This window comes from Streptacidiphilus sp. MAP12-20, from assembly GCF_041262525.1.
Lineage (GTDB): Bacteria > Actinomycetota > Actinomycetes > Streptomycetales > Streptomycetaceae > Streptacidiphilus.
This window is the reverse complement of sequence record NZ_JBGCCK010000004.1, coordinates 204,663-227,187: the sequence shown is the minus strand read 5'-3', so window position 1 is coordinate 227,187 and position 22,525 is coordinate 204,663. Positions and strand designations below refer to the sequence as shown.

The window sequence follows — 22,525 nt, the reverse complement described above, 5'->3', positions numbered from 1 at the left end:
CTGAGCATCTCAAGCAGGAAAGCAGGGGCGAGTTGAAGCAGTTGAAGGCGCGCGTCACCGCGATTGCGATGGCGACGGCGGCACTGCTCGGCGGGGTGGGCACCCTCGGGGCCGGGCAGGCCGACGCAGCGACCAGGGCGACGTCACCCTGTCCGACGAACATCGGCCGGGTGGCGTGCGTCGACCTGACGCACCAGAAGCTCTGGATACAGGACGGCCGCAAGGTGATCTACGGCCCGGTCACCGTCCGCACCGGCCGCAAGGGCTACGCCACCCGGCCGGGGCTCTTCCACATCTACTGGCGAGACCGGTACCACGTCTCGTCGATCTACCACGTGTACATGCCGTACGCGGAGTTCTTCGACAAGGGCCAGGCCCTGCACGCCGTGGGCATCCCGATGTCCACCCCGCCCGGCTCGCACGGCTGCGTCAACATGACCATGCACGACGCGGCCGCCGTCTGGAACCTGCTCCGGGTCGGCAACGCCGTCGACGTCTTCGGCCGCAAGCCGGGCACCTGATCCACCGCACCACCGCAACGCGCCACTGTGGCGCCCGTCACTTCGGGACGGGCGCCCTCGTGCTTCTGGGAGACTGTCACCCGATGGACACTGCGATGCGAGCCGAAGCCCTGATCGACCTGGCGGCGCTGCGCGGCAATATCGCCGCGCTGCGGGACCGCGTGGGGTCGGCCGGAATCATGTCCGTGGTCAAGGCGGATGCCTACGGCCACGGCGCGGTCCCGTGCGCCCGCGCGGCGCTGGCCGCCGGTGCCGGCTGGCTCGGCACCGCCACACCGGAGGAGGCGCTCGCGCTGCGCGCGGCCGGGATCGGCCCGCAGGACGCGCGCATGCTCTGCTGGCTGTGGACGCCGGGCAGCCCGTGGCGCGAGACCGTCGCGGCGGACATCGACATCTCCGTGAGCGGGCTCTGGGCGCTGCCGCACGTGCTGGACGCGGTCCGCGCCGTCGGGCGGCCCGCGCGCGTGCAGCTCAAAGCCGACACCGGCCTCGGCCGGAACGGCGCGCAGCCCGCCGAATGGTCCGCGCTGGTCGCCGCCGCGCGCGCCGCCGAGGCGGAGGGCCTGATCAGCGTCACCGGAGTCTGGTCGCACTTCGCCTGCGCGGACGAGCCGGGGCATCCCTCCATCGCCGCGCAGCTCACCGCGTACCGCGAGGCGCTGGCCGTCGCCGAGGCGGCCGGGCTGCGCCCGGAGGTCCGGCACATCGCCAACTCGCCCGCGACGCTGACGCTGCCCGAATCCCACTTCGACCTGGTCCGGGCCGGCCTCGCGCAGTACGGGCTGTCGCCCGTGCCCGAGATCGGCAGCCCGGCGGACTTCGGCCTGCGGCCGGTGATGTCGCTGGTGGCGCGGATCGCGCAGGTCAAGCAGGTCCCGGGCGGGCACGGCGTCAGCTACGGGCACACCTACGTCACGCCCGGCGAGACCACGCTCGCGCTGGTGCCGCTCGGCTACGCGGACGGCATCCCGCGCCACGCGAGCGGCGCCGGGCCGGTCTGGCTGGCCGACAAGTGGCGCACGGTCGCCGGGCGGGTCGCGATGGACCAGTTCGTGGTGGACCTGGGCGGCGACGCGGCCGAGGTCGGGGACGTCGCGGTGCTCTTCGGCAGCGGCGAGCGCGGCGAGCCCACGGCCGAGGACTGGGCGCGCGCGGCGGGCACCATCTCGTACGAGATCGTCACCCGCATCGGGGCCAGGGTGCCGCGCCGCTACCTGGGCGGCGACGACTGATGGCCGGCGAGAGCGGCGGCGGATCCGGCGGGGACGTCGTCCGTCAGGTGAGGGACGCGGCGGGCGCCGTCGTCGGCGACGTCGCGGCGGGCCGCTGGCGTCGCGCGGGCATCGTCGGAGTCTCCCTCGGCGTCGTCGCCGCAGGCGCGGTCGCCGGCGTCGCGCTGGAACGCCTCACCGTCGGCCGTGACATGCGTCGCCGCGCCGAGGCCGAACTCGACGCCGCCGCTTCCTTCGGCTCCCTGCGCGGCACCCCCCTCCACGTCCCCGCCCCCGACGGCACCGACCTCTACGTCGAACTGGACGGCTCCGGCTGGGCCGGCGCGGAGGCAGCGGTGGCGGGCGAGGCCGCAGACGCGGCCGCCGCCGCGGCGGAATCTCCCGCGGAGCAGGCACCCTCCCGCTCCTTCCGCCGCAGCTGGCTGGGCCGCAAGCGCGGCGCCTCCGCCGAGCCGCAGCCGGGGCCGCTCGGCGGGGTGCTGTCGGGGGTGGGGAGCTGGCTCGGGATGCCGCCGACGCCGCCGCTGACCGTCGTGTTCGCGCACGGGTACTGCCTGAACCAGGACAGCTGGCACTTCCAGCGCGAGGCCTTCCGCGACGGCCTGCGGCTCGTCTTCTGGGACCAGCGCAGCCACGGCCGGTCCGAGCGGAGCCGCAGCTTCCTCGCCGGTGAGCCCGCCTCCATCGACCAACTCGGCGGGGACCTGGGCGCGGTCATCGACGCCGTCGCGCCCACCGGCCCGCTTGTGCTGGTCGGCCACTCCATGGGCGGCATGACCATCATGGCCCTCGCCGACCAGCGGCCCGAGCTGTTCGCCGAACGGGTCGCCGGGGTCGCCTTCCTCGGCACCACGTCCGGGAGCTGGCGCGGCGTCACCCTCGGGCTGCCCGGCGTCGGCGCGAAGATGTTCCACCGGGTCGGTCCCGGCGTCATCAAGGCGCTCGGCCGTCAGGCCGGACTCGTCGAGCGCGGCCGGCGCCTCAGCAGCGAGCTGACCTCGGCCATCTACCATCGGTTCTCCTTCGGCTCCGAAGACATCGACCCCGCCCTCGCCCGCTTCGCGCAGCAGCTGCTGGAATCGACGCCGGTCGACGTCGTCGCCGAGTTCTTCCCGGTCTTCGCCGCCCACGAGAAGACCGCAGCGCTCGCGGTCCTCCGCGACATCCCGACCCTGGTGATGGCAGGCCAGCAGGACCTGCTCACGCCGCCCTCGCACAGTGAGGCCATCGCCGCCCAACTCCCGGACGCCGAGCTGGAGATAGTGCCCGACACCGGCCATCTGCTGATGCTCGAACGCCCGGGGCTGGTCGACGCCCGCCTCGCCGACCTGCTCGAACGCGCGGCCGCGCACTGCGGTGCGCCGCTGCCCCAGCACGTGCACGACCTCGCGCAGCGTGCCTGACCGCAGACCGTAGACCGTAGAGACCGATCGCAGCCCGATCGCAGCACGGAAGGACCCGCACCACCATGGGCAACGTCGCCACCCTCACCGTTCCGGACCCGGCCGCGATGCAGGAGCTGGGCCGGACCCTGGCCACGGTGCTGCGCCCCGGAGACCTCGTGCTGCTCTCCGGCGAGCTCGGCGCGGGCAAGACGACGCTGACCCGTGGTCTGGGCGAGGGCCTGGGGGTGCGCGGCGCGGTGACCTCGCCCACCTTCGTCATCGCCAGGGTGCACCCCTCCCTGGTCGGCGGCCCGGCCCTGGTGCATGTGGACGCATACCGCCTCGGCGGGGGGCTCGACCAGATGGAGGATCTCGACCTGGATGTCAGCCTCCCGGATTCGGTGGTGGTCGTGGAGTGGGGCGAGGGCAAGGTCGAGGACCTCTCCGAGTCCCGACTGGAGGTCAGGATCGAGCGGGCCATGGGCGGGGACGCCGAGCTCTCGCTGGAACAGGACCTGAACCCGGACATCCCGGACGAGCGCTCCGTCACCCTCAACGGTCTCGGCCCGCGCTGGGCCGGGGTCGAGCTGTCCGCGCTGGCGGTCGCCCGCGCCTGACCTCGGTTGACCCTGGTGGCGGGCAGCTGTTGTTATTCCGACGCGGTGTCGGGAAGATGGGATCAGCCAGCGCCGACCCCCGGGAGACCGCATGCCCGGCACCACCCCGCCCGTCCGCGAAGAGCTGCGCGCCGCCGCGCGAGACGCCGCCCGTGACGCCGCTCAGCGGACCGCTGATGTCCGCGTGCCCGAGGTGAGCGCGGCCCGGGTTCTCGCCTGCACCGCGTCCGTCGCGGCGGTCTGCCTGCCGCCCGAAGCCGGCGGGCCGGCCGGCGGCACGGCTGCGGACGAGTAGTCGAAGGCCATCTACGCGCGGTGCGGGGATATTCGCCTGACGCGATATCAGGCTGTCCAAATGTTTCCGGTTGTTAAAACTTTGTGCTGTCACCACTCAGGTCAGTAACACACCGGGCTCGCACTCTTGACCGAAGCTTCATTCCCCGGTTCCCTTTTCCTTGCCCCCACATCACAGGGGAAACGCTAGGCCCACAGTCAACGGCCCGGGGAGGGCGTTTGATGCACAGCAGGGGAACGAATCGGCGTATCGGCATCGCATTGGCAGCAACCCTGCCGATGCTGGCCGCCGCCGTCGCGGCGGGGGCGCCCGCAAGTGCCACGTCCGCGCGGCACGCCATCGCCGGCGGAAAGCCGGCGTGGGCCGCAGCCGCTGCGGACAAGGGGCAGGCCGCCCCGAGCAGCGCGGTCAACGCTCGCGTCTATCTCGCGGGCGACCAGGCCGGTCTCGACGCCTTCGCACAGCAGGTGTCGAACCCGCAGAACGCGCAGTACGGCCACTACCTGACGGCACAGCAGGCGGAAGCCAAGTTCGGCGCCACGGCCGGCCAGATCGAGCGGGTCAAGGTGTGGCTCGCCAAGGCCGGCCTTCGGATCACCGGCGCCAACCAGCACTACATCTCGGTCAGCGGCGACGTCGCCGCCGCGCAGCGTGCCTTCGGCACCCAGCTGCGCTCCTACGCGGTCGCCGGTCAGGTCTACCGCGCCCCGGCGGGTGCGCTCAGCGTGCCGGCCGACGTCGCGGACGCCGTGCTCACGGTGACCGGGCTGAGCACCAAGCCCACCAAGATGACGCACGGCGACACGCTGCCCGGACCGGGCGCGGCCTTCGTCAACGCCGGGCCGTTCTCGTCGTACTACGGCTCGACCGAGGCCAAGACCCTGCCGAAGGCGTACGGCAAGACGGTGTCCTACACCGTCAAGGGCTACAACGGTCACCAGCTGCGCGCCGCCTACGGCGCGACCGCGACCGGCCTGACCGGCAAGGGCGTGACGGTCGCCATCGTCGACGCGTACGACTCGCCGACCATCGCCGGCGACGCCGCCACCTACGCCAAGCGCAACGGTGACGCGGCGTACAAGAAGGGCCAGCTCAAGCAGTACGACGCGGCGACCTGGATCGACACGGCCGACCCGTCGCAGACCAACCCCAACGGCTGTGGCGCGTCCGGCTGGTACGGCGAGCAGACGCTCGACGTCGAGGCGGTCCACGCGATCGCCCCGGCGGCGAACATCTCCTACGTCGGCGCGGCCTCCTGCCAGGACGCGGACCTCATCGACTCGCTCAACCGCGTCGTGGACAACCGCCTGGCGACCATCGTCACCAACTCCTGGGGCTCCCCGGAGAACGGCAGCGACCCGGCGAACGACGCGGTCTACAACCTGGTGTTCGAGCGCGGCGCGGTCGAGGGCATCGGCTTCTACTTCTCCAGCGGTGACAACGGCGACGAGCTCGCCAACACCGGCACGAAGCAGAGCGACATGCCCGCCTCCCTGGCCTGGGCGACGGGCGTCGGCGGCACCTCGCTGGCGGTCGGCAAGAACAACAACTACATGTTCGAGACGGGCTGGGGCACCGGCAAGTCCGCGCTCTCCAAGGACCGCAAGAGCTGGGTCGGTTTCCCGGGCGCCTTCCACGGTGGCGCGGGCGGCGGCACCAGCGCGCGGACCGCGCAGCCGTGGTACCAGAAGGGCATCGTTCCTTCGGCCCTGGCCAACGCGAACGGCGGCGGCGCGAAGCGCGTCGTGCCGGACGTCGCGGCGGTCGCCGACCCGAACACCGGTTTCCTGGTGGGTCAGACCCAGACCTTCCCGAACGGCACGGTGAAGTACAGCGAGTACCGCATCGGCGGCACCAGCCTGGCCTCCCCGGTCTTCGCGGGCATCCAGGCGCTGGTGCAGCAGGAGCAGGGCTTCGCGCTCGGCTTCGCCAACCCGGCGATCTACGCCCGGCAGCACACGCTCCACGACGTGACCGACCACCCCTACGGCCCGAAGGTGGGCCTGGCGGTGGCGCGTGTCGACTTCGCGAACGGCGTCGACGCGACGAACGGCCTGGTCACCTCGCTCCGCACGCTCGGCCAGGACTCGTCGCTCGCGGCGACGAAGGGCTACGACAACGTCACTGGGCTCGGCAGCCCGTCGGAGGACTACATCGAGTCCTTCGCCTGGCGGCAGATCCACTGATCTGACCGATCATGAGATGCGCCCCCGCACCGATGGTGCGGGGGCGCATCTCATTTCACGTGAGCCACGTGACTCACGCCACTCACGCCACTCACGCCACGACGACGACCTTGGTGTTGTACGGCGCGAAGTCGAAGAGCGCCTGGCCGTCGGCGACGGTCTCGCGGATGCCGCCGGTGTGCTTGCTCGGGTCGGGAACGGGCGTGCTGCCGTCGACGGCCGAGCTGAACCCGATGATGGAGCCGTTCCGGGTGGTGAACAGCACCGCGTTCTTGATCTGCTTGCCGTCGGAGCCCTGGTAGGGGCCGGACCGGGTGCGGAAGACGGCGTAGCTCCCGGCAGCCGGATCGACGGTGCCCGGCTGGACGGTGAAGGTCCGGACCTGTCCCGGCTGCGAGGGGTCGACGAGCCAGACGCGCTTCTGCCCGACGGAGTACACGACCCGCTTGCCGGTGCCGGAGTCCTTCGGGACGGTGACCGGCTTGGCCGGCGTCACCGCGCCCGGCGTGCTCGACGCGCTCACGGCGGGCGTCTTGCCGCCGGTCCCGCTCGCGACGGTGGTGGAGGCGGAGCTCTTCGCCTGCACGGCCAGCATCGCCACCAGGGCGAGCGCGCCGGCGGTCAGCGCGGTGACGACCGTGCCCGACCCGAGTTTCGCCACGGTCTCCTCCACTTGGTTCCACTAGATTCCGGTTGATGCCGCTTGGCTCCGCTTGCTTCCGCTTGGTCCATATCCGAATCGCGGCAGCCGGACCAAGCCTCTCATCCTGCCAGCCGCGACCCGCCACAGGCAGCGCCTCGGGGCGCGGCGTCGGGGGTGGGGGCGGGCGTGGGGGCGGGCGACTAACCTGGGGGCGTGCTTCTGCTTGCCTTCGACACCGCCACCCCCGCCGTCACCGCCGCCGTCCTCGACACGGAGACCGGCACGGTGCTCGCCTCCGCCGATCAGGTCGACGCGCGGCGCCACGGTGAGCTGCTGCTCCCCACCCTCGACGCGGTGCTGCGGGAGGCGGGCACGCCGAAGGAGAAGCTCGGCGCGATCGTCGTCGGCGTCGGCCCGGGCCCCTACACCGGGCTGCGCGTCGGTCTGGCCACGGCCGCGGCGCTCGGCCACGCGCTCGGCATCCCCGTGCACGGCGTCTGCACGCTCGACGGCGTCGCCCGCGCGGCCCGCGACGCGGGCGTGACCGGTCCCTTCGTCGCGGCGACGGACGCGCGCCGCAAGGAGGTCTACTGGGCCAGGTACGACGCGGACGGCGTCCGCGTCGAGGGCCCTGCGGTGGACCGCCCCGCCGAGATCGCCGACCGCGTCTCCGGCCTCGCCTCGGTCGGCGCGGGCGCGCTGCTCTACCCGGAGACCTTCCCCGACGCACTCCCCGAGGCCCCGGCCCACCAGTCCGCCGCCGCGCTCGCCGCCTACGCGGCCGACGCGCTCGCCTCCGGCGCCCCCCTCCTCCCCCCGACCCCGCTCTATCTCCGCCGCCCTGACGCGGAGGTCCCGAAGAACTACAAGACGGTCCTCCCGGCATGACGGCCTCCGACCCGACCTCGGCGGGCGGCGCAGCCGCGGTGCGGGAGATGCGGTGGTGGGACATCGAGGCCGTGCTGGAGTTGGAGCGGGAACTGTTTCCCGAAGATGCGTGGTCGGCCGGGATGTTCTGGTCCGAGCTCGCCGACGCGCGGCACGCGCGGGCCACGCGGTGGTACACCGTCGCCGAGGACGCCGAGGGGCGGATCGTCGGTTACGCCGGGCTGATGGCCATCGCCGGAGAAGGCGACGTGCAGACGATCGCCGTCGCCAGGGACCAGTGGGGAACCGGGCTCGGCGCACGGCTCCTCCAGCGCCTGATCGACCAGGCCGCCGCCGCCTCCTGCGGCGAGCTGCTGCTGGAGGTTCGCGTCGACAACGAGCGGGCCCAGCGCCTCTACGCCCGCTTCGGCTTCGAGCCGGTCGGCATTCGCCGCAACTACTACCAACCGTCCGGTGTCGACGCCCTGGTGATGCTCCGCCAGATGAAGGATGAAGGAAAGACTGACGATGGCCGCTGACGAACCGCTGGTCCTCGGGATCGAGACCTCCTGCGACGAGACCGGCGTCGGGATCGTCCGGGGCACCACGCTGCTCGCCGACGCCGTCGCCTCCAGCGTCGAGGAACACGGCCGCTTCGGCGGCGTCGTGCCCGAGATCGCCAGCCGCGCGCACCTGGAGGCCATGGTCCCCACCGTCCAGCGCGCGCTGGACGAGGCCGGGGTCAAGGCGAGCGACCTCGACGGCATCGCCGTCACCGCAGGGCCCGGTCTCGCCGGCGCGCTGCTGGTCGGCGTGAGCGCGGCGAAGGCTTACGCCTACGCGCTGGACAAGCCGCTCTACGGGGTGAACCACCTCGCCTCGCACATCTGCGTCGACCAGTTGGAGCACGGTCGGCTGCCCTCGCCGACGATGGCGCTGCTGGTCTCCGGCGGGCACTCCTCGCTGCTGTTCACCGAGGACATCACCAGCCAGGTCCGCTCGCTCGGCGCGACGATCGACGACGCGGCGGGGGAGGCCTTCGACAAGGTCGCCCGGCTGCTGAACCTCGGCTTCCCCGGCGGCCCGGTCATCGACCGCTACGCGCGTGAGGGCGATCCGAAGGCCATCGCCTTCCCGCGCGGGCTCTCCGGCGCGAAGGACCCGGCGTACGACTTCTCCTTCTCCGGCCTCAAGACCGCTGTCTCCCGCTGGGTCGAGGCCAAGCGCCGCGCCGGCGAGGAGGTCCCGATCCGGGACGTCGCCGCGTCGTTCCAGGAGGCGGTGACGGACGTGCTGACGAAGAAGGCGATCCGCGCCTGCAAGGACGAGGGCGTCGACCACCTGATGATCGGCGGCGGCGTGGCCGCCAACACCCGCCTGCGCGCGATGGCTCAGGAGCGCTGCGACCGGGCCGGCATCACACTGCGTGTGCCGCGCGCCAAGCTCTGCACCGACAATGGGGCGATGGTCGCCGCGCTCGGCGCGGAGATGGTCTGGCGCGACCGCGCGCCCTCGGCGTTCGATCTCTCCGCGGATTCCTCCCTGCCGGTAACCGAGACGCACGTTCCTGCGTCTCATGATGAGTTGCACCGTTTGTCTGAGTAAGTCTGAGTACGTCTGAGTAAGGGTCAGTGAGTACGTCATGAAGAGGTGGCTCGGCGCGGCGATCGCGCTCGGGATGGCGGCGACCGTCGGCGCTTGTGGCAGCAGCAGCGGCGGCAGCGGTACGAACGGCTCGCCCAAGTCGACCAGTGGGGACGCGAGCTCAGCGACGCCCCAGACGAGCACGGAGACCGGCGGCGTCGACGCCGCCGCCTGGGCGAAGTGGGGGTTGCAGCCACTGCTGCCCGCGCCCGCCGCGCCCGCGGACAAGCCGATCAAGCTGACGAAGACCGGCACGGTCCCGGTCTTCTCGAACGTGCCGACCACCGACAAGGTCGTCTTCATCACCCTCGACGACGGGGCCGAGAAGGATCCGCGTTTCGTCCAGTTGATGCAGGATCTGAAGATCCCGGTCACGATGTTCCTGACCAGGGACATCATCAAGAGCAACTACGGCTACTTCAAACCCCTTCAGGCGCTGGGCAACAGCATCCAGAACCACACCGTCAGCCACCCGCCGATGAACACCATCTCCCTCGCCGCGCAGAAGCAGCAGGTGTGCGAGGACCAGAAGACGCTGACGACCGAGTACGGCACCGCGCCGTTCCTCTTCCGCCCGCCCTTCGGCGCCGGAGCGCACACCAGCAGCCTCAACCAGGCGGTTCAGGCCTGCGGCCCGCGCGCGGTCGTGCTCTGGAAGGAGACGATGCAGATCACCGGCCTGCAGTACCAGACGGCGGACAAGAAGTTCCGGCCCGGCGACATCATCCTCGCGCACTTCCGTGGCCCCTCCGAGCTCAAGGGGGAGTCCATGGTGCAGATGTTCGTGAACATGGTGAAGCGGATCGAGGAGCAGGGCTTCACCGTCGCCCGGCTCGACGACTACATTCAGCCGCCTACGGGCTGACGGCGGGCTGAGCCAGCAGCATGACGGGCGCTCCGGCGGCCCGGGTCAACACGACGACCGCCGAGTTCGCCCCTTCGGGCTTGACCTTCCGCCGGAGCTCCTCGGGTTCGATCGCGGACCCGCGCTTCTTCACGACGAGCGTGCCGATGCCGCGTTCGCGGACGAGGGCCTTCAGCTTCTTGAGGTTGAACGGGAGCGCGTCGGTGACCTCGTAGGCCGTCGCGTAGGGGGTGGGCGTGAGCTGGTCCGTCGTCAGATACGCGATGGTCGGGTCGATGAGCGTGGCCCCGCCCAGCTGCGCGGCGACCTCGGCGACCAGGTGCGCGCGGATCACCGCGCCGTCGGGCTCGTAGAGGTAGCGCCGCACGGGCCCGGCAGGCGGGTCGGGCAGCCGGCCGCCGGTCAGGCTGGCCCCGGCGGGGAGCAGGGTCGCGCGGTGCGGCTGCGCGGCCTTCGTGCCGAACCAGAGGGCGGCTTCCTTCACGTCCCCGCTCTCGGAGACCCACTCGGCCTCGGCGTCCTCGGGGACGGCGTCGTGCGGGATGCCCGGCGCCACCTTGAGCGCGGCGAAGGGCGCGCTGCGCGCTGCCTCGACGGCCCAGCTGAGCGGCGGTGAGTACGCCTCCGGATCGAAGATCCGGCCCCGACCGCCCCGGCGGGCGGGGTCGACGAAGACGGCGTCGTAGCCGGCGGTGTCGATCTCGGCGACGTCGGCGCAGCGCGTCTCGATCAGGCCGGCGAGCCCGAGCGCCTCGGCGTTCGCCTCGGCGGCGGCGCAGGCGACCGGATCCCGGTCGACGGCCAGCACCCGGATCCCCGCCCGCGCGAGCGCGACGGCGTCCCCGCCGATCCCGGAGCAGAGGTCGGCGACGGAGGTCACCCCGAGCGCGGCGAACCGCTGTGCGCGCCACTCGGCGACACTCGATCGGGTGGACTGCTCGACGCCGTTCGGCGTGAAGTACATGCGCTGCGCGTCGGGGCCGAACTTGACTGCCGCTCGAGTCCTCAGCCGGGCCTGCGCGAGCGCTGCCGACACCAGCCCGGCGTCGTAGGAGCGGCGCAGCCGCGTGGCGAGCGCGAGCTCGTCACTGGGCGCGTAGTCGCGCAGCTCGGCCAGGAGGGCCTGGCCTTCCGGGGTCATCAGCTGGGCAAACGAGTCGATCTCCACACCGACATTGTGTTGCACCGCCCAGGGGCGCGGGGCTCTGCTCAATGAACTGCGTGCGCGACAACCACCCTGTGCGGATGGCCCTGCTCGTTCGGTGCTCGATGTCCCAGGGTGGCTTGTCGCGCAGTTCCTCGCGCCCCTGGGCGGTGCAACTGACCCGCTTGCACGCCTCCAGATAAGCGACGCGTTGGCACTCTGGTTGACTGAGTGCTAAGCGCCGCCTACTGTCGTCGTTGGCACTCTCCACCAGAGAGCGCTAAGCGTGAAACGGCACGTCCGGCACCGCGACGACGGGCTTGCCATGTCTCACGCCCCAAGACATGTGTACCCCGGATCTCCGAAGGGGGAGGTCGGATCGTGACGACCACCAGCTCCAAGGTTGCCATCAAGCCGCTTGAGGACCGCATTGTGGTCCAGCCGCTCGACGCCGAGCAGACCACGGCCTCTGGCCTGGTCATCCCGGACACCGCGAAGGAGAAGCCCCAGGAGGGCGTCGTCCTCGCCGTGGGCCCGGGTCGCTTCGAGGACGGCCAGCGTCTTCCGCTGGACGTCTCCGTCGGCGACGTCGTCCTCTACAGCAAGTACGGCGGCACCGAGGTCAAGTACAACGGCCAGGAGTACCTGGTCCTCTCGGCCCGCGACGTGCTCGCGATCATCGAGAAGTAAGACTGCTCCACCTGACCTGACCGTCAAGACGGCTAAGTCGTGACCCGCCCCGGGACCCGTACACGGGGCCCGGGGCGCGGTTGTTTGAGAGGGAACCTCATAGCATGGCCAAGATCCTGCAGTTCGACGAGGACGCCCGCCGCTCGCTGGAGCGCGGTGTCAACAAGCTGGCCGACACGGTCAAGGTGACGATCGGCCCCAAGGGCCGCAACGTCGTCATCGACAAGAAGTTCGGCGCTCCGACCATCACCAACGACGGCGTGACCATCGCCCGTGAGGTCGAGCTGGACGACCCGTACGAGAACCTTGGCGCGCAGCTCGTCAAGGAGGTCGCCACCAAGACCAACGACGTCGCCGGTGACGGCACCACCACCGCCACGGTGCTGGCCCAGGCGCTCGTCAACGAGGGTCTGCGCAACGTCACCGCCGGCGCCGGCCCGGCCGCCCTGAAGCGCGGCATCGACGCCGCCGTCAAGGCCGTCTCCGCGCACCTGCTCTCCGTCGCCCGCGAGATCGAGGGCAAGGAGGACATCGCCGCCGTCGCCGCGCTCTCCGCGCAGGACACCCAGGTCGGCGAGCTGATCGCCGAGGCCATGGACAAGGTGGGCAAGGACGGTGTCATCACCGTCGAGGAGTCCAACACCTTCGGTCTCGAGCTCGAGTTCACCGAGGGCATGCAGTTCGACAAGGGCTACCTGTCCCCGTACATGGTCACCGACCAGGAGCGGATGGAGGCCGTGCTCGAGGACCCGTACGTCCTCGTCCACCAGGGCAAGATCTCCTCGATCCAGGACCTGCTCCCGCTGCTGGAGAAGATCCTTCAGGGCGGTGCCTCCAAGCCGCTGCTGATCATCGCCGAGGACGTCGAGGGCGAGGCGCTCTCCACCCTCGTCGTCAACAAGATCCGTGGCACCTTCAACGCCGTGGCCGTCAAGGCCCCCGGCTTCGGTGACCGCCGCAAGGCCATGCTGGGCGACATCGCCACGCTGACCGGCGCCACCGTCATCGCCGAGGAGGTCGGCCTCAAGCTCGACCAGGCCGGCCTGGACGTGCTGGGCTCCGCCCGCCGCATCACCGTCTCCAAGGACGACACCACGATCGTCGACGGCGCCGGCTCCTCCGAGGAGGTCGCGGGTCGCGTCGCGCAGATCAAGGCCGAGATCGAGGGCACCGACTCCGACTGGGACCGCGAGAAGCTGCAGGAGCGCCTGGCCAAGCTGGCCGGCGGCGTCTGCGTCATCAAGGTCGGCGCGGCCACCGAGGTCGAGCTCAAGGAGAAGAAGCACCGTCTCGAGGACGCCATCTCGGCGACCCGCGCGGCGGTCGAGGAGGGCATCGTCGCCGGCGGCGGCGCCTCGCTCGTCCACGCGCAGAAGGTGCTCGACGGCGGCCTGGGCCTGACCGGTGACGAGGCTGTCGGTGTCGCGGTCGTCCGCCGCGCGCTGATCGAGCCGCTGCGCTGGATCGCCCAGAACGCGGGCCTCGAGGGCTACGTCATCACCACCAAGGTGGCCGAGCTGACCGACGCCCGCGAGGGCTTCAACGCCGCCACCGGCGAGTACGGCGACCTGCTCAAGGCCGGCGTCATCGACCCGGTCAAGGTCACCCGCTCCGCGCTGGAGAACGCCGCGTCCATCGCGTCCCTGCTGCTCACGACCGAGACCCTGGTCGTCGAGAAGAAGGAAGAGGAGCCGGCCGCCGCTGGTCACTCGCACGGTGGCCACGGCCACTCGCACTGACGCTCTCGCGTTCGACCGGAAGCCCGGCCCCCCTTCGGGGAGCCGGGCTTCCGGCGTTCGCTGGGGGTCTCAGGCATTGAGGCGTTTGGCGGCGGACTCGCGCCCGCTCCGCGGCGTGGGCGCGACAGGTCACGACGGAGGGCCCGTTGCACCTTCAGGGGCGCGGGGAACTGCGCGACAAGCCACCCAACGAGCTGGCGGGCCGAACGAGCAGGGCCATCCGCAGAGGGTGGTTGCTCGCGCAGTTCCCCGCGCCCCTGAAGGTGCAACCTCGGATGTGCCTATGCTGAGGCCCGTGATCGAGGCCCGTCATCTACGAGTACTGCGCGCTGTCGCCCGGCAGGGCTCCTTCTCCGCCGCCGCGCGCGAGCTCGGGCTGACGCAGCCCGCCATCAGCCAGCAGATGAAGGCGCTGGAGAAGTCCGTCGGCACCCCCCTCGTCGTCCGGGTCGGACGCGGCGTCGCGCTGAGCGAAGCGGGTGAGGTGCTCGCCGGGCACGCCGCAGGCATCCTCGCCGGGCTGACCGCCGCCGAGGACGAGCTCGCCGGCATCGCAGGGCTGCGCGCCGGGCGCGTCCGCCTGGTCTCGTTCCCGACCGCGAGCGCCACCCTCGTGCCCGCCGCCGTCGCCGCGCTCCGCGCCGAGCAGCCCGGGGTCAAGGTCTCCCTCACCGAGGCCGAGCCGCCGGCCTCCGTCGGCATGCTCCGCGCAGCCGAGTGCGAGGTCGTCCTCGCGTTCCGCTACCCGAACGCCGTGGCGGAGCCGGATGACTGGAGTGACCTCGCGGTCACGCGCCTGCGGCGTGACCCGCTCGTCGCACTCCTGCCGGAGGGCCACCCGCTCGCGGGGCGCGCCGAGGTGAGCGACCTGGCCGTCCTCGCGGACGAGCCGTGGATCGCCGGGTGCCCGCAGTGTCGGGGGCATCTCGTGGACCTGTGCGAAGCCGCCGGGTTCACCCCGCGGATCGACTTCGCGACCGACGACTACCCGGCCGTGCTCGGCCTGGTCGCCGCCGGTCTGGGCGTGGCCGTGCTGCCCGAGCTCGCGTTGGCCGCGAGCCGGACGGACGGCGTCGCCGTGGTCCCGCTGGGTGCGGGCATCGCCCGCGAGATCGTCGCGCTGACGCTGCCGGACCTGGGACGGGTCCCGGCAGTCGCGCTGATGCTGGAGAAACTGAAGGGCCTGTGACGACAGGCCCAGGCTGACACGCCGTGGGACGCGGCGCGTGTATGTGAAGAAACGTTCCGCCTTGATCGACAGTCAGTCGGTCGGTCAGTCGACGGGTAGCAGCGAGAGTGGGTCGAGCGTGCGCCGGCGGGCACGCCCCAGCAGCTCCTCGCGTTCGTCCTCGGTGAGTCCGCCCCACACCCCGTAGGGCTCCCGTACCGCCAGCGCGTGCGCCGCGCACTCCGCGCGCACCGGGCACCGCATGCAGACCTCCTTCGCGGACTGCTCGCGCGAGCTGCGGGCTGCCCCGCGCTCGCCTTCCGGGTGGAAGAACAGAGAGCTGTCCACGCCGCGGCATGCGGCGGAGAGCTGCCAGTCCCACAGGTCTGCGTTCGGGCCAGGGAGCCGTGAGTAGTCGGCCATGGTCGTCATTCCCTTGAGTGGTGCTAGCGATTCAGTACGAACTGATGGAAATATGACTCATGCAGATCTAACGGACAAGAGGCCATCAGCGTTGCATAACGTGCCGATAACCATCAAATCCCATGAAAACGGACTAACCGGGCAAGCGGAAGGGAAGCGTGTCCTGCATGCGGGTGCACTCGTTGGGCCTAACGGCACGCCCGACGAGGCGCGCGGGCGTCGCACGAGCGACGCATTTGCGCCGTTGTGCACCCGCGAGGTGGATGATCCGTAGCGGGTCAGCCACGTAGAGTGGTGGAGGCTGCTGCCAGGCCGTAACTCATTCGGGTGACGGTCGTTGGGAGTGCGGAGGCGGCAAACGGCACGGGCGTCGGGGAAGACGCCAGTACACCGGAGGCCGTGCCGGTGACGATTCGTACCAGCCAGGAGGCTCAACGTGACGCTCATCAGCTGCGGAGGCGGGTCATGACATCCGTTCTCGTCTGTGACGATTCCCCGCTGGCCCGGGAGGCGCTGCGGCGCGCGGTGGCCACGGTCCCCGGTGTCGATCGGGTGACCACGGCTACCAACGGTGAGGAGGTGCTCCGCCGCTGGGTTGCGGACCGGTCCGATCTGGTGCTGATGGACGTCCGGATGCCCGGCCTCGGCGGGGTCGAGACCGTGCGGCGGCTGCTGTCCGCCGATCCCGGCGCGCGCATCATCATGCTCACCGTCGCCGAGGACCTGGACGGCGTGGCGCTGGCCGTCGCCGCCGGCGCCCGTGGCTACCTGCACAAGGACGCGTCCCGCGCCGAACTCCGCGCCACGGTCACCCAGGCCCTGGCCGACCCGACCTGGCGCCTCGCCCCGCGCCGGCTCCGCTGCGCGGAGATGGGCGCGGCCCCCACGCTGACGGCTCGTGAGATCCAGGTGCTGGAGGGCATGAGCCATGGCCGCAGCAACGCCGAGATCGGCCGCGAGCTCTTCCTCTCCGAGGACACGGTCAAGACGCACGCACGTCGCCTCTTCAAGAAGCTCGGCGCGTCGGACCGCGCGCACGCGGTGGCGCTCGGCTTCCGCTGGGGTCTGGTCCGCTGACCGCCTGCCCGGGTGGGATGGCTTCCCGGGTGGGAGGGGGCATGGCCCGCTTCCCACCCGAGGGCGCACCATGGGGGTGTAGCGCGGAGTCCGGCTGGGCGGGGATGGTGGCGTGGCGGATAACGTTCCGATGCACAAGTCAGGGTGCGGTGTCACGTTTTCGCCCATGACCAGGCACCATGGACCAGTGCGTGACGACGAGGCGAGCCCTGCGACGGGGCCGGGCGTGCCCATCGGGTCGCTGGTCCTGCATGCGGTCGAGGGTGATCCCGACGCGGTCGACGCCCTGTTGTCGCAGGTCCACCCGCTGGTCCTGAGGTACTGCCGGGCCCGACTGGTCCGGCTCCCCGGCAACGCCCGGCACCACGTGGACGACGTGGCGCAGGAGGTCTGCCTCGCCGTTCTCTGCGCGCTGCCGCGCTACCGCGACGAGGGTCGCCCGTTCGAGGCGTTCGTCTACAGCATTGCCGCGCACAAGATCGCGGATCTCCAGCGGGCGGCGATGCGTGGCCCCGGCCACAGTGTCCCGGTCGGCGAGGAGCTCCCGGACACCCCGGACGACGCGCTGGGCCCTGAGGAGCGGGCGCTGCTCAGCAGTGACGCGGCGTGGATGCGCGAGCTGCTTGCGCTCTTGCCGGAGCGTCAGCGGGAGCTCGTGCTTTTGCGCGTTGCGGCGGGGCTGACGGCGGAGGAGACGGGCGAGGTCCTGGGCATGTCCGCCGGCGCGGTGCGGGTTGCCCAACACCGCGCCTTGAGCCGCCTCCGGGCCCTGGCCGAGGGCGGCACCGAAGGCTTGTCGGCGTAGCCGAGGGGCGCGAGGAACTGCGCGACAAGCCACCCTGGGACGTAGAGCACCGAACGCGCAGGGCCATCCGCACAGGGTGGTTGTTCGCGCGCGCAGTTGATCAAGCAGAGCCCCGCGCCCCTGGGTAGTGCAACTGGACGTTCTGCCGAAGGGCAGGAATGTGACTGCTACCTCAGTTGTTCCTGATGCACAAGAGGGCCCCGCCGGGCCCGGTAGAATTAGTCAACGGTGCCGAGCTGCCCACCCTGCGGCCCCCGTAGGCGCCGTGTCGCGTCGGGCGGGTGCGGCCACCAGCTTCCCGTCCAGGAGATCCACGGATCCACTTCGGGAAGGGTGTCATGTCTTACAACGCAGCTGGGGTACCCGAGAAGTTCGGCATGCTCGGGCTTACCTACGATGATGTGCTGCTACTGCCAGGCCCCTCCGAGGTCCTGCCCAACGCTGTGGACATCTCCTCGCGCGTCTCGCGCAATGTGCGGGTGAACATCCCGCTGCTCTCCGCCGCCATGGACAAGGTCACCGAGGCCCGCATGGCGATCGCCATGGCCCGCCAGGGCGGCGTCGGCGTGCTGCACCGGAACCTCTCCATCGAGGACCAGGTGAACCAGGTCGACCTGGTCAAGCGCTCCGAGTCCGGCATGGTCACCGACCCGATCACGGTCTCGCCCGACGCCACGCTGGCCGAAGCGGACGCGCTGTGCGCGAAGTTCCGGATCAGCGGCGTGCCGGTCACGGACGGCGAGGGTCGTCTCCTCGGCATCGTCACCAACCGCGACATGGCCTTCGAGCTGGACCGCACCCGTCAGGTCCGCGAGATCATGACGCCGATGCCACTGATCACCGGCCACGTCGGGATCTCCGGTGAGGACGCCATCGGGCTGCTTCGTCGCCACAAGATCGAGAAGCTGCCGCTGGTCGACGACCAGGGCAAGCTCAAGGGCCTGATCACGGTCAAGGACTTCGTCAAGGCCGAGAAGTACCCGAGCGCCGCCAAGGACGCCGAGGGCCGTCTGATCGTCGGCGCCGCTGTCGGCGCCTCCGCCGAGGCGCTGGAGCGGGCGCAGGCCCTCGCCGCCGCCGGTGCGGACTTTATCGTCGTGGACACCTCGCACGGCCACAACCGCAACGCGCTCAACTGGATGGCCAAGATCAAGTCGTCCATCGACGCCGACGTCATCGGCGGCAACGTCGCGACGCGGGACGGCGCGCAGGCGCTGATCGACGCCGGCTGCGACGGCATCAAGGTCGGCATCGGCCCCGGCTCCATCTGCACCACCCGCGTGGTCGCCGGCGTGGGCGTGCCGCAGGTCACCGCGATCTACGAGGCCGCGGTGGCCGCGCAGGCGGCCGGCGTGCCGCTGATCGGCGACGGTGGTCTGCAGTACTCCGGCGACATCGGCAAGGCGCTCGCCGCCGGCGCCGACACGGTCATGCTGGGCAGCCTGCTGGCCGGCTGCGAGGAGTCGCCGGGCGAGCTGCTGTTCATCAACGGCAAGCAGTTCAAGTCCTACCGCGGCATGGGCTCGCTGGGCGCCATGCAGTCGCGCGGCCAGGCGAAGTCCTACTCGAAGGACCGCTACTTCCAGGGCGACGTCAGCTCCGACGAGAAGCTGATCGCCGAGGGCATCGAGGGCCAGGTCGCCTATCGCGGCCCGCTCAGCTCGGTCATCTTCCAGCTGGTCGGCGGTCTGCGGCAGTCCATGGGCTACGTCGGCGCGGAGTCGATCGAGTCGATGAAGACGGACGCCCGCTTCGTCCGGATCACCTCGGCGGGGCTCAAGGAGAGCCACCCGCACGACATCCAGATGACGGTCGAGGCGCCGAACTACCACAGCTGAACGTAGCCAGCGTCCCGAAGGGGAGCCGCACCGGGGAATGAGACCGGGCGGCTCCCCTTCGCGTTGTGCGGGATACTGGGGCACGGCAGTCGCACGCTGAGCACAACCGAGGGAGCAGTACAGGTGACCGAGATCGAGATCGGGCGGGGCAAGCGGGGCCGGCGGGCGTACGCCTTCGACGACATCGCGGTCGTCCCGAGCCGCCGTACGCGGGACCCGAAGGAGGTCTCGATCGCCTGGCAGATCGACGCCTACCGCTTTGAGCTGCCGTTCCTGGCCGCGCCGATGGACTCCGTGGTCTCCCCGGAGCAGGCCATCGCCTTCGGCCGTCTGGGCGGCCTGGGCGTGCTGAACCTCGAGGGCCTGTGGACCCGCTACGAGGACCCGCGCCCGCTGCTGGAGGAGATCACCGAGGTCAAGGACGAGGCCGTCGCGACCCGTCGCCTCCAGGAGATCTACCGCGAGCCGATCAAGGCGGAGCTGATCACGCAGCGCCTGAAGGAGATCCGCGACTCGGGCGTCGTGACGGCGGCGGCGCTGTCGCCGCAGCGCACGGCGGAGTTCTCGAAGGTCGTCGTGGACGCGGGCGTCGACATCTTCGTGATCCGCGGGACGACGGTCTCCGCGGAGCACGTCTCCGGCGCGGCCGAGCCGCTCAACCTGAAGCAGTTCATCTACGAGCTGGACGTCCCGGTCATCGTCGGCGGCTGCGCGACCTACACGGCTGCCCTGCACCTGATGCGCACGGGCGCGGCGGGTGTCCTGGTCGGCTTCGGCGGCGGCGCGGCGCACACCACGCGCACGGTCCTTGGCATCCAGGTCCCGATGGCGACGGCGGTCGCGGACGTCGCGGCGGCGCGCCGGGACTACATGGACGAGTCGGGCGGCCGCTACGTCCACGTGATCGCGGACGGCGGCGTGGGCTTCTCCGGCGACCTGTCCAAGGCGATCGCCTGCGGCGCGGACGCCGTGATGATCGGCGCGGCGCTGGCGCGCGCGAACGACGCGCCGGGCCGTGGCTTCCACTGGGGCGCCGAGGCCGTCCACGAGGAGCTGCCGCGCGGCAAGCGCGTGGACCTCGGCACGGTCGGCACGACCGAGGAGATCCTCCTCGGCCCGTCGCACACCCCGGACGGCACGATGAACCTCTTCGGCGCGCTGCGCCGCGCGATGGCGACGACGGGCTACTCGGAGCTCAAGGAGTTCCAGCGCGTCGAGGTCACCGTCGCCCGCTGAGCAACCGACGGTCAGTTGCAACATCCTTAGGGGCGCGGGGCCCTGCTTGATTTACTGCGTGCGCGAGCAACCACCCTGTGCGGATGGCCCTGAACGTTCGGGGACTCACCGCCTGGGGTGGCTTGTCGCGCAGCAGTAAATCAAGCAGAGCCCCGCGCCCCTCAACGGTTTCCCGAGTGCCCGAACGTACTGTTGATCGGAAGGCTGGGCTACACGCGGAGGCGTCATGCGGAGCATCAAGCTGGGTCCGGAGGAGCGCGCGGCCGCGCTCGCGAGGATGGGGGAGCGCGAGCTCGACTTGCTGGTGGTCGGCGGTGGAGTCGTCGGCGCGGGGACCGCGCTGGACGCCGCGACGCGCGGGCTGGTCACCGGGCTGGTGGAGGCGCGGGACTGGGCCGCGGGGACGTCCTCGCGGTCGAGCAAGCTGATCCACGGCGGTCTGCGCTATCTGGAGATGCTCGACTTCGCGTTGGTCAAGGAGGCCCTGCAGGAGCGCGGGCTGCTGCTGGAGCGGCTGGCGCCACATCTGGTGAAGCCGGTCCCTTTCCTCTATCCGCTGCAGGGGCGCGGCTGGGAGCGGCCGTACGTCGGCTCCGGGGTCGCGCTCTACGACGCGATGTCGGTGTTGAGCGGCCACGGGCGTGGGCTGCCGCTGCACAAGCACCTCTCCCGGCGTCAGGCGCTGCGCGCCGCACCCGCGCTGCGCAAGGACGCGCTGGTCGGTGCGATCCAGTACTACGACGCGCAGGTGGACGACGCGCGGCTGGTGACGATGCTGGTGCGGACCGCGGCCTCGTACGGGGCGTACGCGGCGAACCGCGCGCGGGTCGTCGGCTTTCTGCGCGAGGGCGAGCGTGTCGTCGGCGCGCGGGTCCACGACCTGGAGACCGGCGCGCAGTTCGTCGTCCGCGCCCGGCAGATCGTCAACGCGACGGGCGTGTGGACGGACGAGACGCAGGCGATGGTCGGCGAGCGCGGACAGTTCCACGTCCGGGCGTCGAAGGGCATCCACCTGGTCGTGCCGCGCGACCGGATCCACTCCTCGACCGGGCTGATCCTGCGTACGGAGAAGAGCGTGCTCTTCGTGATCCCGTGGGGTCGCCACTGGATCGTGGGCACCACCGACACCGAGTGGACCCTGGACAAGGACCACCCGGCCGCGAGCAGCGCGGACATCGAGTACCTGCTGGAGCACGTCAACTCCGTGCTGGCGATGCCGCTGACCCGCGAGGACGTCGAGGGCGTCTACGCCGGTCTGCGCCCGCTGCTGGCGGGCGAGTCGGACGCGACGTCGAAGCTGAGCCGTGAGCACGTCGTCCAGCACGCGGCGCCGGGACTGGTCGTGGTGGCAGGCGGCAAGTACACGACGTACCGGGTGATGGCGAAGGACGCGGTGGACGAGGTGGTGCACGCGCTGGATCAGCGCGTGGCCCCCTGCTGCACGGACACCGTCCCGCTGGCCGGCGCGGAGGGGTACCGCGCGTTGTGGAACGCGCGGGGCGAGCTGGCGCGGAGCAGCGGTCTGCACGTGGCTCGGGTCGAGCATCTGCTGAACCGCTACGGCTCGCTGGCGGAGGAGGTCCTGCAGCTGGTCGTGGCCGACCCGGGTCTCGGCGAGCCGCTGGACGGCGCGGACGACTACCTGCGGGCGGAGGTCGTTTACGCGGCGCGGGCGGAGGGGGCCCGGCACCTGGACGACGTGCTGGCGCGGCGGACGCGGATCTCGATCGAGACCTTCGACCGGGGGACGGCGGTGATGACGGAGGCGGCGGAGCTGATGGCGCCCGAACTGGGCTGGGACAAGGCGCAGATCGACAAGGAGGTCGAGCACTACCGCAAGCGCGTGGCCGCGGAGCGGGAGTCCCAGCAACAGCCCGACGATCTGACAGCGGACGCGGCGCGACTCGGCGCGGCGGATATCGTTCCCCTGAAGTAGTTTTCGCTGCCGCAGGTAGTTGCAACTCCAGGGGCGCGAGGCCCTGCTGATATGCGGCTCCGCCGCGTGGGCGCGACAAGCCACCGACCCACGTGGCAGGCCGAACGCTCAGGGCCATCCGCACACGGTGGTTTCTCGCACAGTTCCCCGCGCCCCTGGATGGTGCAGCTACCTCGCCTGCAGAATCCCCGCGCCCCTGAGAAGGTGCAACCCT

20 protein-coding genes and 1 pseudogene are annotated in these 22,525 nt (G+C 71.2%); 18 read left to right on the top strand and 3 right to left on the bottom strand.

Annotated elements, in window-relative coordinates; all coding sequences use genetic code 11:
• Positions 1-149 precede the first annotated feature (149 nt).
• The 6 genes and pseudogenes from ABIA32_RS07135 to ABIA32_RS07110 form a co-directional block, all read left to right on the top strand.
• Positions 150-521, top strand: a pseudogene (locus tag ABIA32_RS07135) (L,D-transpeptidase); the annotation flags it as partial.
• A gap of 95 nt (positions 522-616) precedes the next feature.
• Positions 617-1,753 (top strand): alanine racemase, encoded by a 1,137-nt coding sequence (gene alr, locus ABIA32_RS07130; protein WP_370093010.1) that lies wholly within the window; start codon positions 617-619, stop codon positions 1,751-1,753.
• Positions 1,753-3,156: an alpha/beta fold hydrolase gene (locus ABIA32_RS07125; RefSeq protein ID WP_370093009.1), complete on the top strand. Its 1,404-nt coding sequence runs from the start codon at positions 1,753-1,755 to the stop codon at positions 3,154-3,156. The genes alr and ABIA32_RS07125 overlap by 1 nt, the downstream gene beginning before the upstream one ends.
• 65 nt (positions 3,157-3,221) lie before the next feature.
• A complete protein-coding gene (tsaE, locus tag ABIA32_RS07120) occupies positions 3,222-3,755 on the top strand; it encodes a tRNA (adenosine(37)-N6)-threonylcarbamoyltransferase complex ATPase subunit type 1 TsaE (RefSeq protein ID WP_370093008.1) in 534 nt (177 codons plus the stop codon).
• A gap of 91 nt (positions 3,756-3,846) precedes the next feature.
• Entirely contained in the window at positions 3,847-4,050 is a 204-nt protein-coding gene (locus tag ABIA32_RS07115) for a hypothetical protein (RefSeq protein WP_370093007.1), read from the top strand.
• Positions 4,051-4,271: 221 nt separating this feature from the next.
• Positions 4,272-6,236, top strand: coding sequence for a protease pro-enzyme activation domain-containing protein (locus ABIA32_RS07110; RefSeq protein ID WP_370093006.1), 1,965 nt, complete (start codon positions 4,272-4,274; stop codon positions 6,234-6,236).
• Between the two features lie 91 nt (positions 6,237-6,327).
• Here ABIA32_RS07110 and ABIA32_RS07105 read toward each other — a convergent pair whose 3' ends face one another.
• The gene (locus ABIA32_RS07105; protein WP_370093005.1) at positions 6,328-6,897 is read right to left on the bottom strand and encodes a hypothetical protein; all 570 of its coding nucleotides are present in this window, start codon (positions 6,895-6,897) and stop codon (positions 6,328-6,330) included.
• Positions 6,898-7,092: 195 nt separating this feature from the next.
• Here ABIA32_RS07105 and tsaB point away from each other — a divergent pair, with 195 nt between their 5' ends.
• The 4 genes from tsaB to ABIA32_RS07085 are packed head-to-tail and all read left to right on the top strand — an operon-like array spanning position 7,093 to position 10,255.
• Entirely contained in the window at positions 7,093-7,767 is a 675-nt protein-coding gene (tsaB, locus tag ABIA32_RS07100; protein ID WP_370093004.1) for a tRNA (adenosine(37)-N6)-threonylcarbamoyltransferase complex dimerization subunit type 1 TsaB, read from the top strand.
• The gene (gene rimI, locus ABIA32_RS07095) at positions 7,764-8,285 is read left to right on the top strand and encodes a ribosomal protein S18-alanine N-acetyltransferase (protein WP_370093003.1); all 522 of its coding nucleotides are present in this window, start codon (positions 7,764-7,766) and stop codon (positions 8,283-8,285) included. The genes tsaB and rimI overlap by 4 nt, the downstream gene beginning before the upstream one ends.
• Entirely contained in the window at positions 8,275-9,351 is a 1,077-nt protein-coding gene (gene tsaD / locus ABIA32_RS07090) for a tRNA (adenosine(37)-N6)-threonylcarbamoyltransferase complex transferase subunit TsaD (RefSeq protein WP_370093002.1), read from the top strand. Before rimI ends, tsaD begins: the two co-directional genes overlap by 11 nt.
• A gap of 37 nt (positions 9,352-9,388) precedes the next feature.
• Entirely contained in the window at positions 9,389-10,255 is an 867-nt protein-coding gene (locus tag ABIA32_RS07085) for a polysaccharide deacetylase family protein (protein ID WP_370093001.1), read from the top strand.
• Here ABIA32_RS07085 and ABIA32_RS07080 read toward each other — a convergent pair.
• Positions 10,245-11,396 (bottom strand): SAM-dependent methyltransferase, encoded by a 1,152-nt coding sequence (locus ABIA32_RS07080; protein WP_370093163.1) that lies wholly within the window; start codon positions 11,394-11,396, stop codon positions 10,245-10,247. The two genes, ABIA32_RS07085 and ABIA32_RS07080, sit on opposite strands and share 11 nt — an antisense overlap.
• Positions 11,397-11,780: 384 nt before the next feature.
• On the opposite strand from ABIA32_RS07080, the gene groES reads away from it, so the two are divergent.
• The 3 genes from groES (at position 11,781) to ABIA32_RS07065 (ending at position 15,017) form a co-directional block, all read left to right on the top strand.
• Positions 11,781-12,089, top strand: a complete 309-nt coding sequence (gene groES, locus ABIA32_RS07075) for a co-chaperone GroES (RefSeq protein ID WP_370093000.1) — start codon at positions 11,781-11,783, stop codon at positions 12,087-12,089.
• Positions 12,090-12,193: 104 nt separating this feature from the next.
• Positions 12,194-13,828: a chaperonin GroEL gene (groL, locus tag ABIA32_RS07070; RefSeq protein WP_370092999.1), complete on the top strand. Its 1,635-nt coding sequence runs from the start codon at positions 12,194-12,196 to the stop codon at positions 13,826-13,828.
• 295 nt (positions 13,829-14,123) lie between these two features.
• Positions 14,124-15,017, top strand: coding sequence for a LysR family transcriptional regulator (locus ABIA32_RS07065; RefSeq protein ID WP_370092998.1), 894 nt, complete (start codon positions 14,124-14,126; stop codon positions 15,015-15,017).
• A gap of 84 nt (positions 15,018-15,101) precedes the next feature.
• On the opposite strand, the gene ABIA32_RS07060 is transcribed toward ABIA32_RS07065, so the two are convergent.
• The gene (locus ABIA32_RS07060; RefSeq protein WP_370092997.1) at positions 15,102-15,419 is read right to left on the bottom strand and encodes a WhiB family transcriptional regulator; all 318 of its coding nucleotides are present in this window, start codon (positions 15,417-15,419) and stop codon (positions 15,102-15,104) included.
• A gap of 465 nt (positions 15,420-15,884) precedes the next feature.
• On the opposite strand from ABIA32_RS07060, the gene ABIA32_RS07055 reads away from it, so the two are divergent.
• The 5 genes from ABIA32_RS07055 to ABIA32_RS07035 all read left to right on the top strand — a co-directional run bounded on the left by ABIA32_RS07055 (position 15,885) and on the right by ABIA32_RS07035 (position 22,311).
• Entirely contained in the window at positions 15,885-16,496 is a 612-nt protein-coding gene (locus ABIA32_RS07055; RefSeq protein ID WP_030251459.1) for a response regulator transcription factor, read from the top strand.
• 187 nt (positions 16,497-16,683) lie between these two features.
• Positions 16,684-17,301, top strand: coding sequence for a sigma-70 family RNA polymerase sigma factor (locus tag ABIA32_RS07050; RefSeq protein ID WP_370092996.1), 618 nt, complete (start codon positions 16,684-16,686; stop codon positions 17,299-17,301).
• 338 nt (positions 17,302-17,639) lie between these two features.
• Positions 17,640-19,139 (top strand): IMP dehydrogenase, encoded by a 1,500-nt coding sequence (gene guaB, locus ABIA32_RS07045; protein WP_370092995.1) that lies wholly within the window; start codon positions 17,640-17,642, stop codon positions 19,137-19,139.
• 123 nt (positions 19,140-19,262) lie between these two features.
• A complete protein-coding gene (locus tag ABIA32_RS07040; protein ID WP_370092993.1) occupies positions 19,263-20,375 on the top strand; it encodes a GuaB3 family IMP dehydrogenase-related protein in 1,113 nt (370 codons plus the stop codon).
• A 226-nt stretch (positions 20,376-20,601) separates the two neighbouring features.
• Positions 20,602-22,311: a glycerol-3-phosphate dehydrogenase/oxidase gene (locus ABIA32_RS07035; protein ID WP_370092992.1), complete on the top strand. Its 1,710-nt coding sequence runs from the start codon at positions 20,602-20,604 to the stop codon at positions 22,309-22,311.
• The last annotated feature ends 214 nt before the right edge of the window (positions 22,312-22,525 follow it).

Bases quoted from the DNA above. Each gene is read 5' to 3' on its own strand.
- ABIA32_RS07115 (WP_370093007.1), top strand. From the start codon at position 3,847: ATGCCCGGCACCACCCCGCCCGTCCGCGAAGAGCTGCGCGCCGCCGCG.
- ABIA32_RS07035 (WP_370092992.1), top strand. From the start codon at position 20,602: ATGCGGAGCATCAAGCTGGGTCCGGAGGAGCGCGCGGCCGCGCTCGCG.
- ABIA32_RS07125 (WP_370093009.1), top strand. From the start codon at position 1,753: ATGGCCGGCGAGAGCGGCGGCGGATCCGGCGGGGACGTCGTCCGTCAG.
- guaB (WP_370092995.1), top strand. From the start codon at position 17,640: ATGTCTTACAACGCAGCTGGGGTACCCGAGAAGTTCGGCATGCTCGGG.
- alr (WP_370093010.1), top strand. From the start codon at position 617: ATGCGAGCCGAAGCCCTGATCGACCTGGCGGCGCTGCGCGGCAATATC.
- groL (WP_370092999.1), top strand. From the start codon at position 12,194: ATGGCCAAGATCCTGCAGTTCGACGAGGACGCCCGCCGCTCGCTGGAG.
- tsaD (WP_370093002.1), top strand. From the start codon at position 8,275: ATGGCCGCTGACGAACCGCTGGTCCTCGGGATCGAGACCTCCTGCGAC.
- ABIA32_RS07055 (WP_030251459.1), top strand. From the start codon at position 15,885: ATGACATCCGTTCTCGTCTGTGACGATTCCCCGCTGGCCCGGGAGGCG.
- ABIA32_RS07110 (WP_370093006.1), top strand. From the start codon at position 4,272: ATGCACAGCAGGGGAACGAATCGGCGTATCGGCATCGCATTGGCAGCA.
- rimI (WP_370093003.1), top strand. From the start codon at position 7,764: ATGACGGCCTCCGACCCGACCTCGGCGGGCGGCGCAGCCGCGGTGCGG.
- ABIA32_RS07085 (WP_370093001.1), top strand. From the start codon at position 9,389: ATGAAGAGGTGGCTCGGCGCGGCGATCGCGCTCGGGATGGCGGCGACC.
- ABIA32_RS07080 (WP_370093163.1), bottom strand. From the start codon at position 11,396: ATGACCCCGGAAGGCCAGGCCCTCCTGGCCGAGCTGCGCGACTACGCG.
- tsaE (WP_370093008.1), top strand. From the start codon at position 3,222: ATGGGCAACGTCGCCACCCTCACCGTTCCGGACCCGGCCGCGATGCAG.
- ABIA32_RS07060 (WP_370092997.1), bottom strand. From the start codon at position 15,419: ATGGCCGACTACTCACGGCTCCCTGGCCCGAACGCAGACCTGTGGGAC.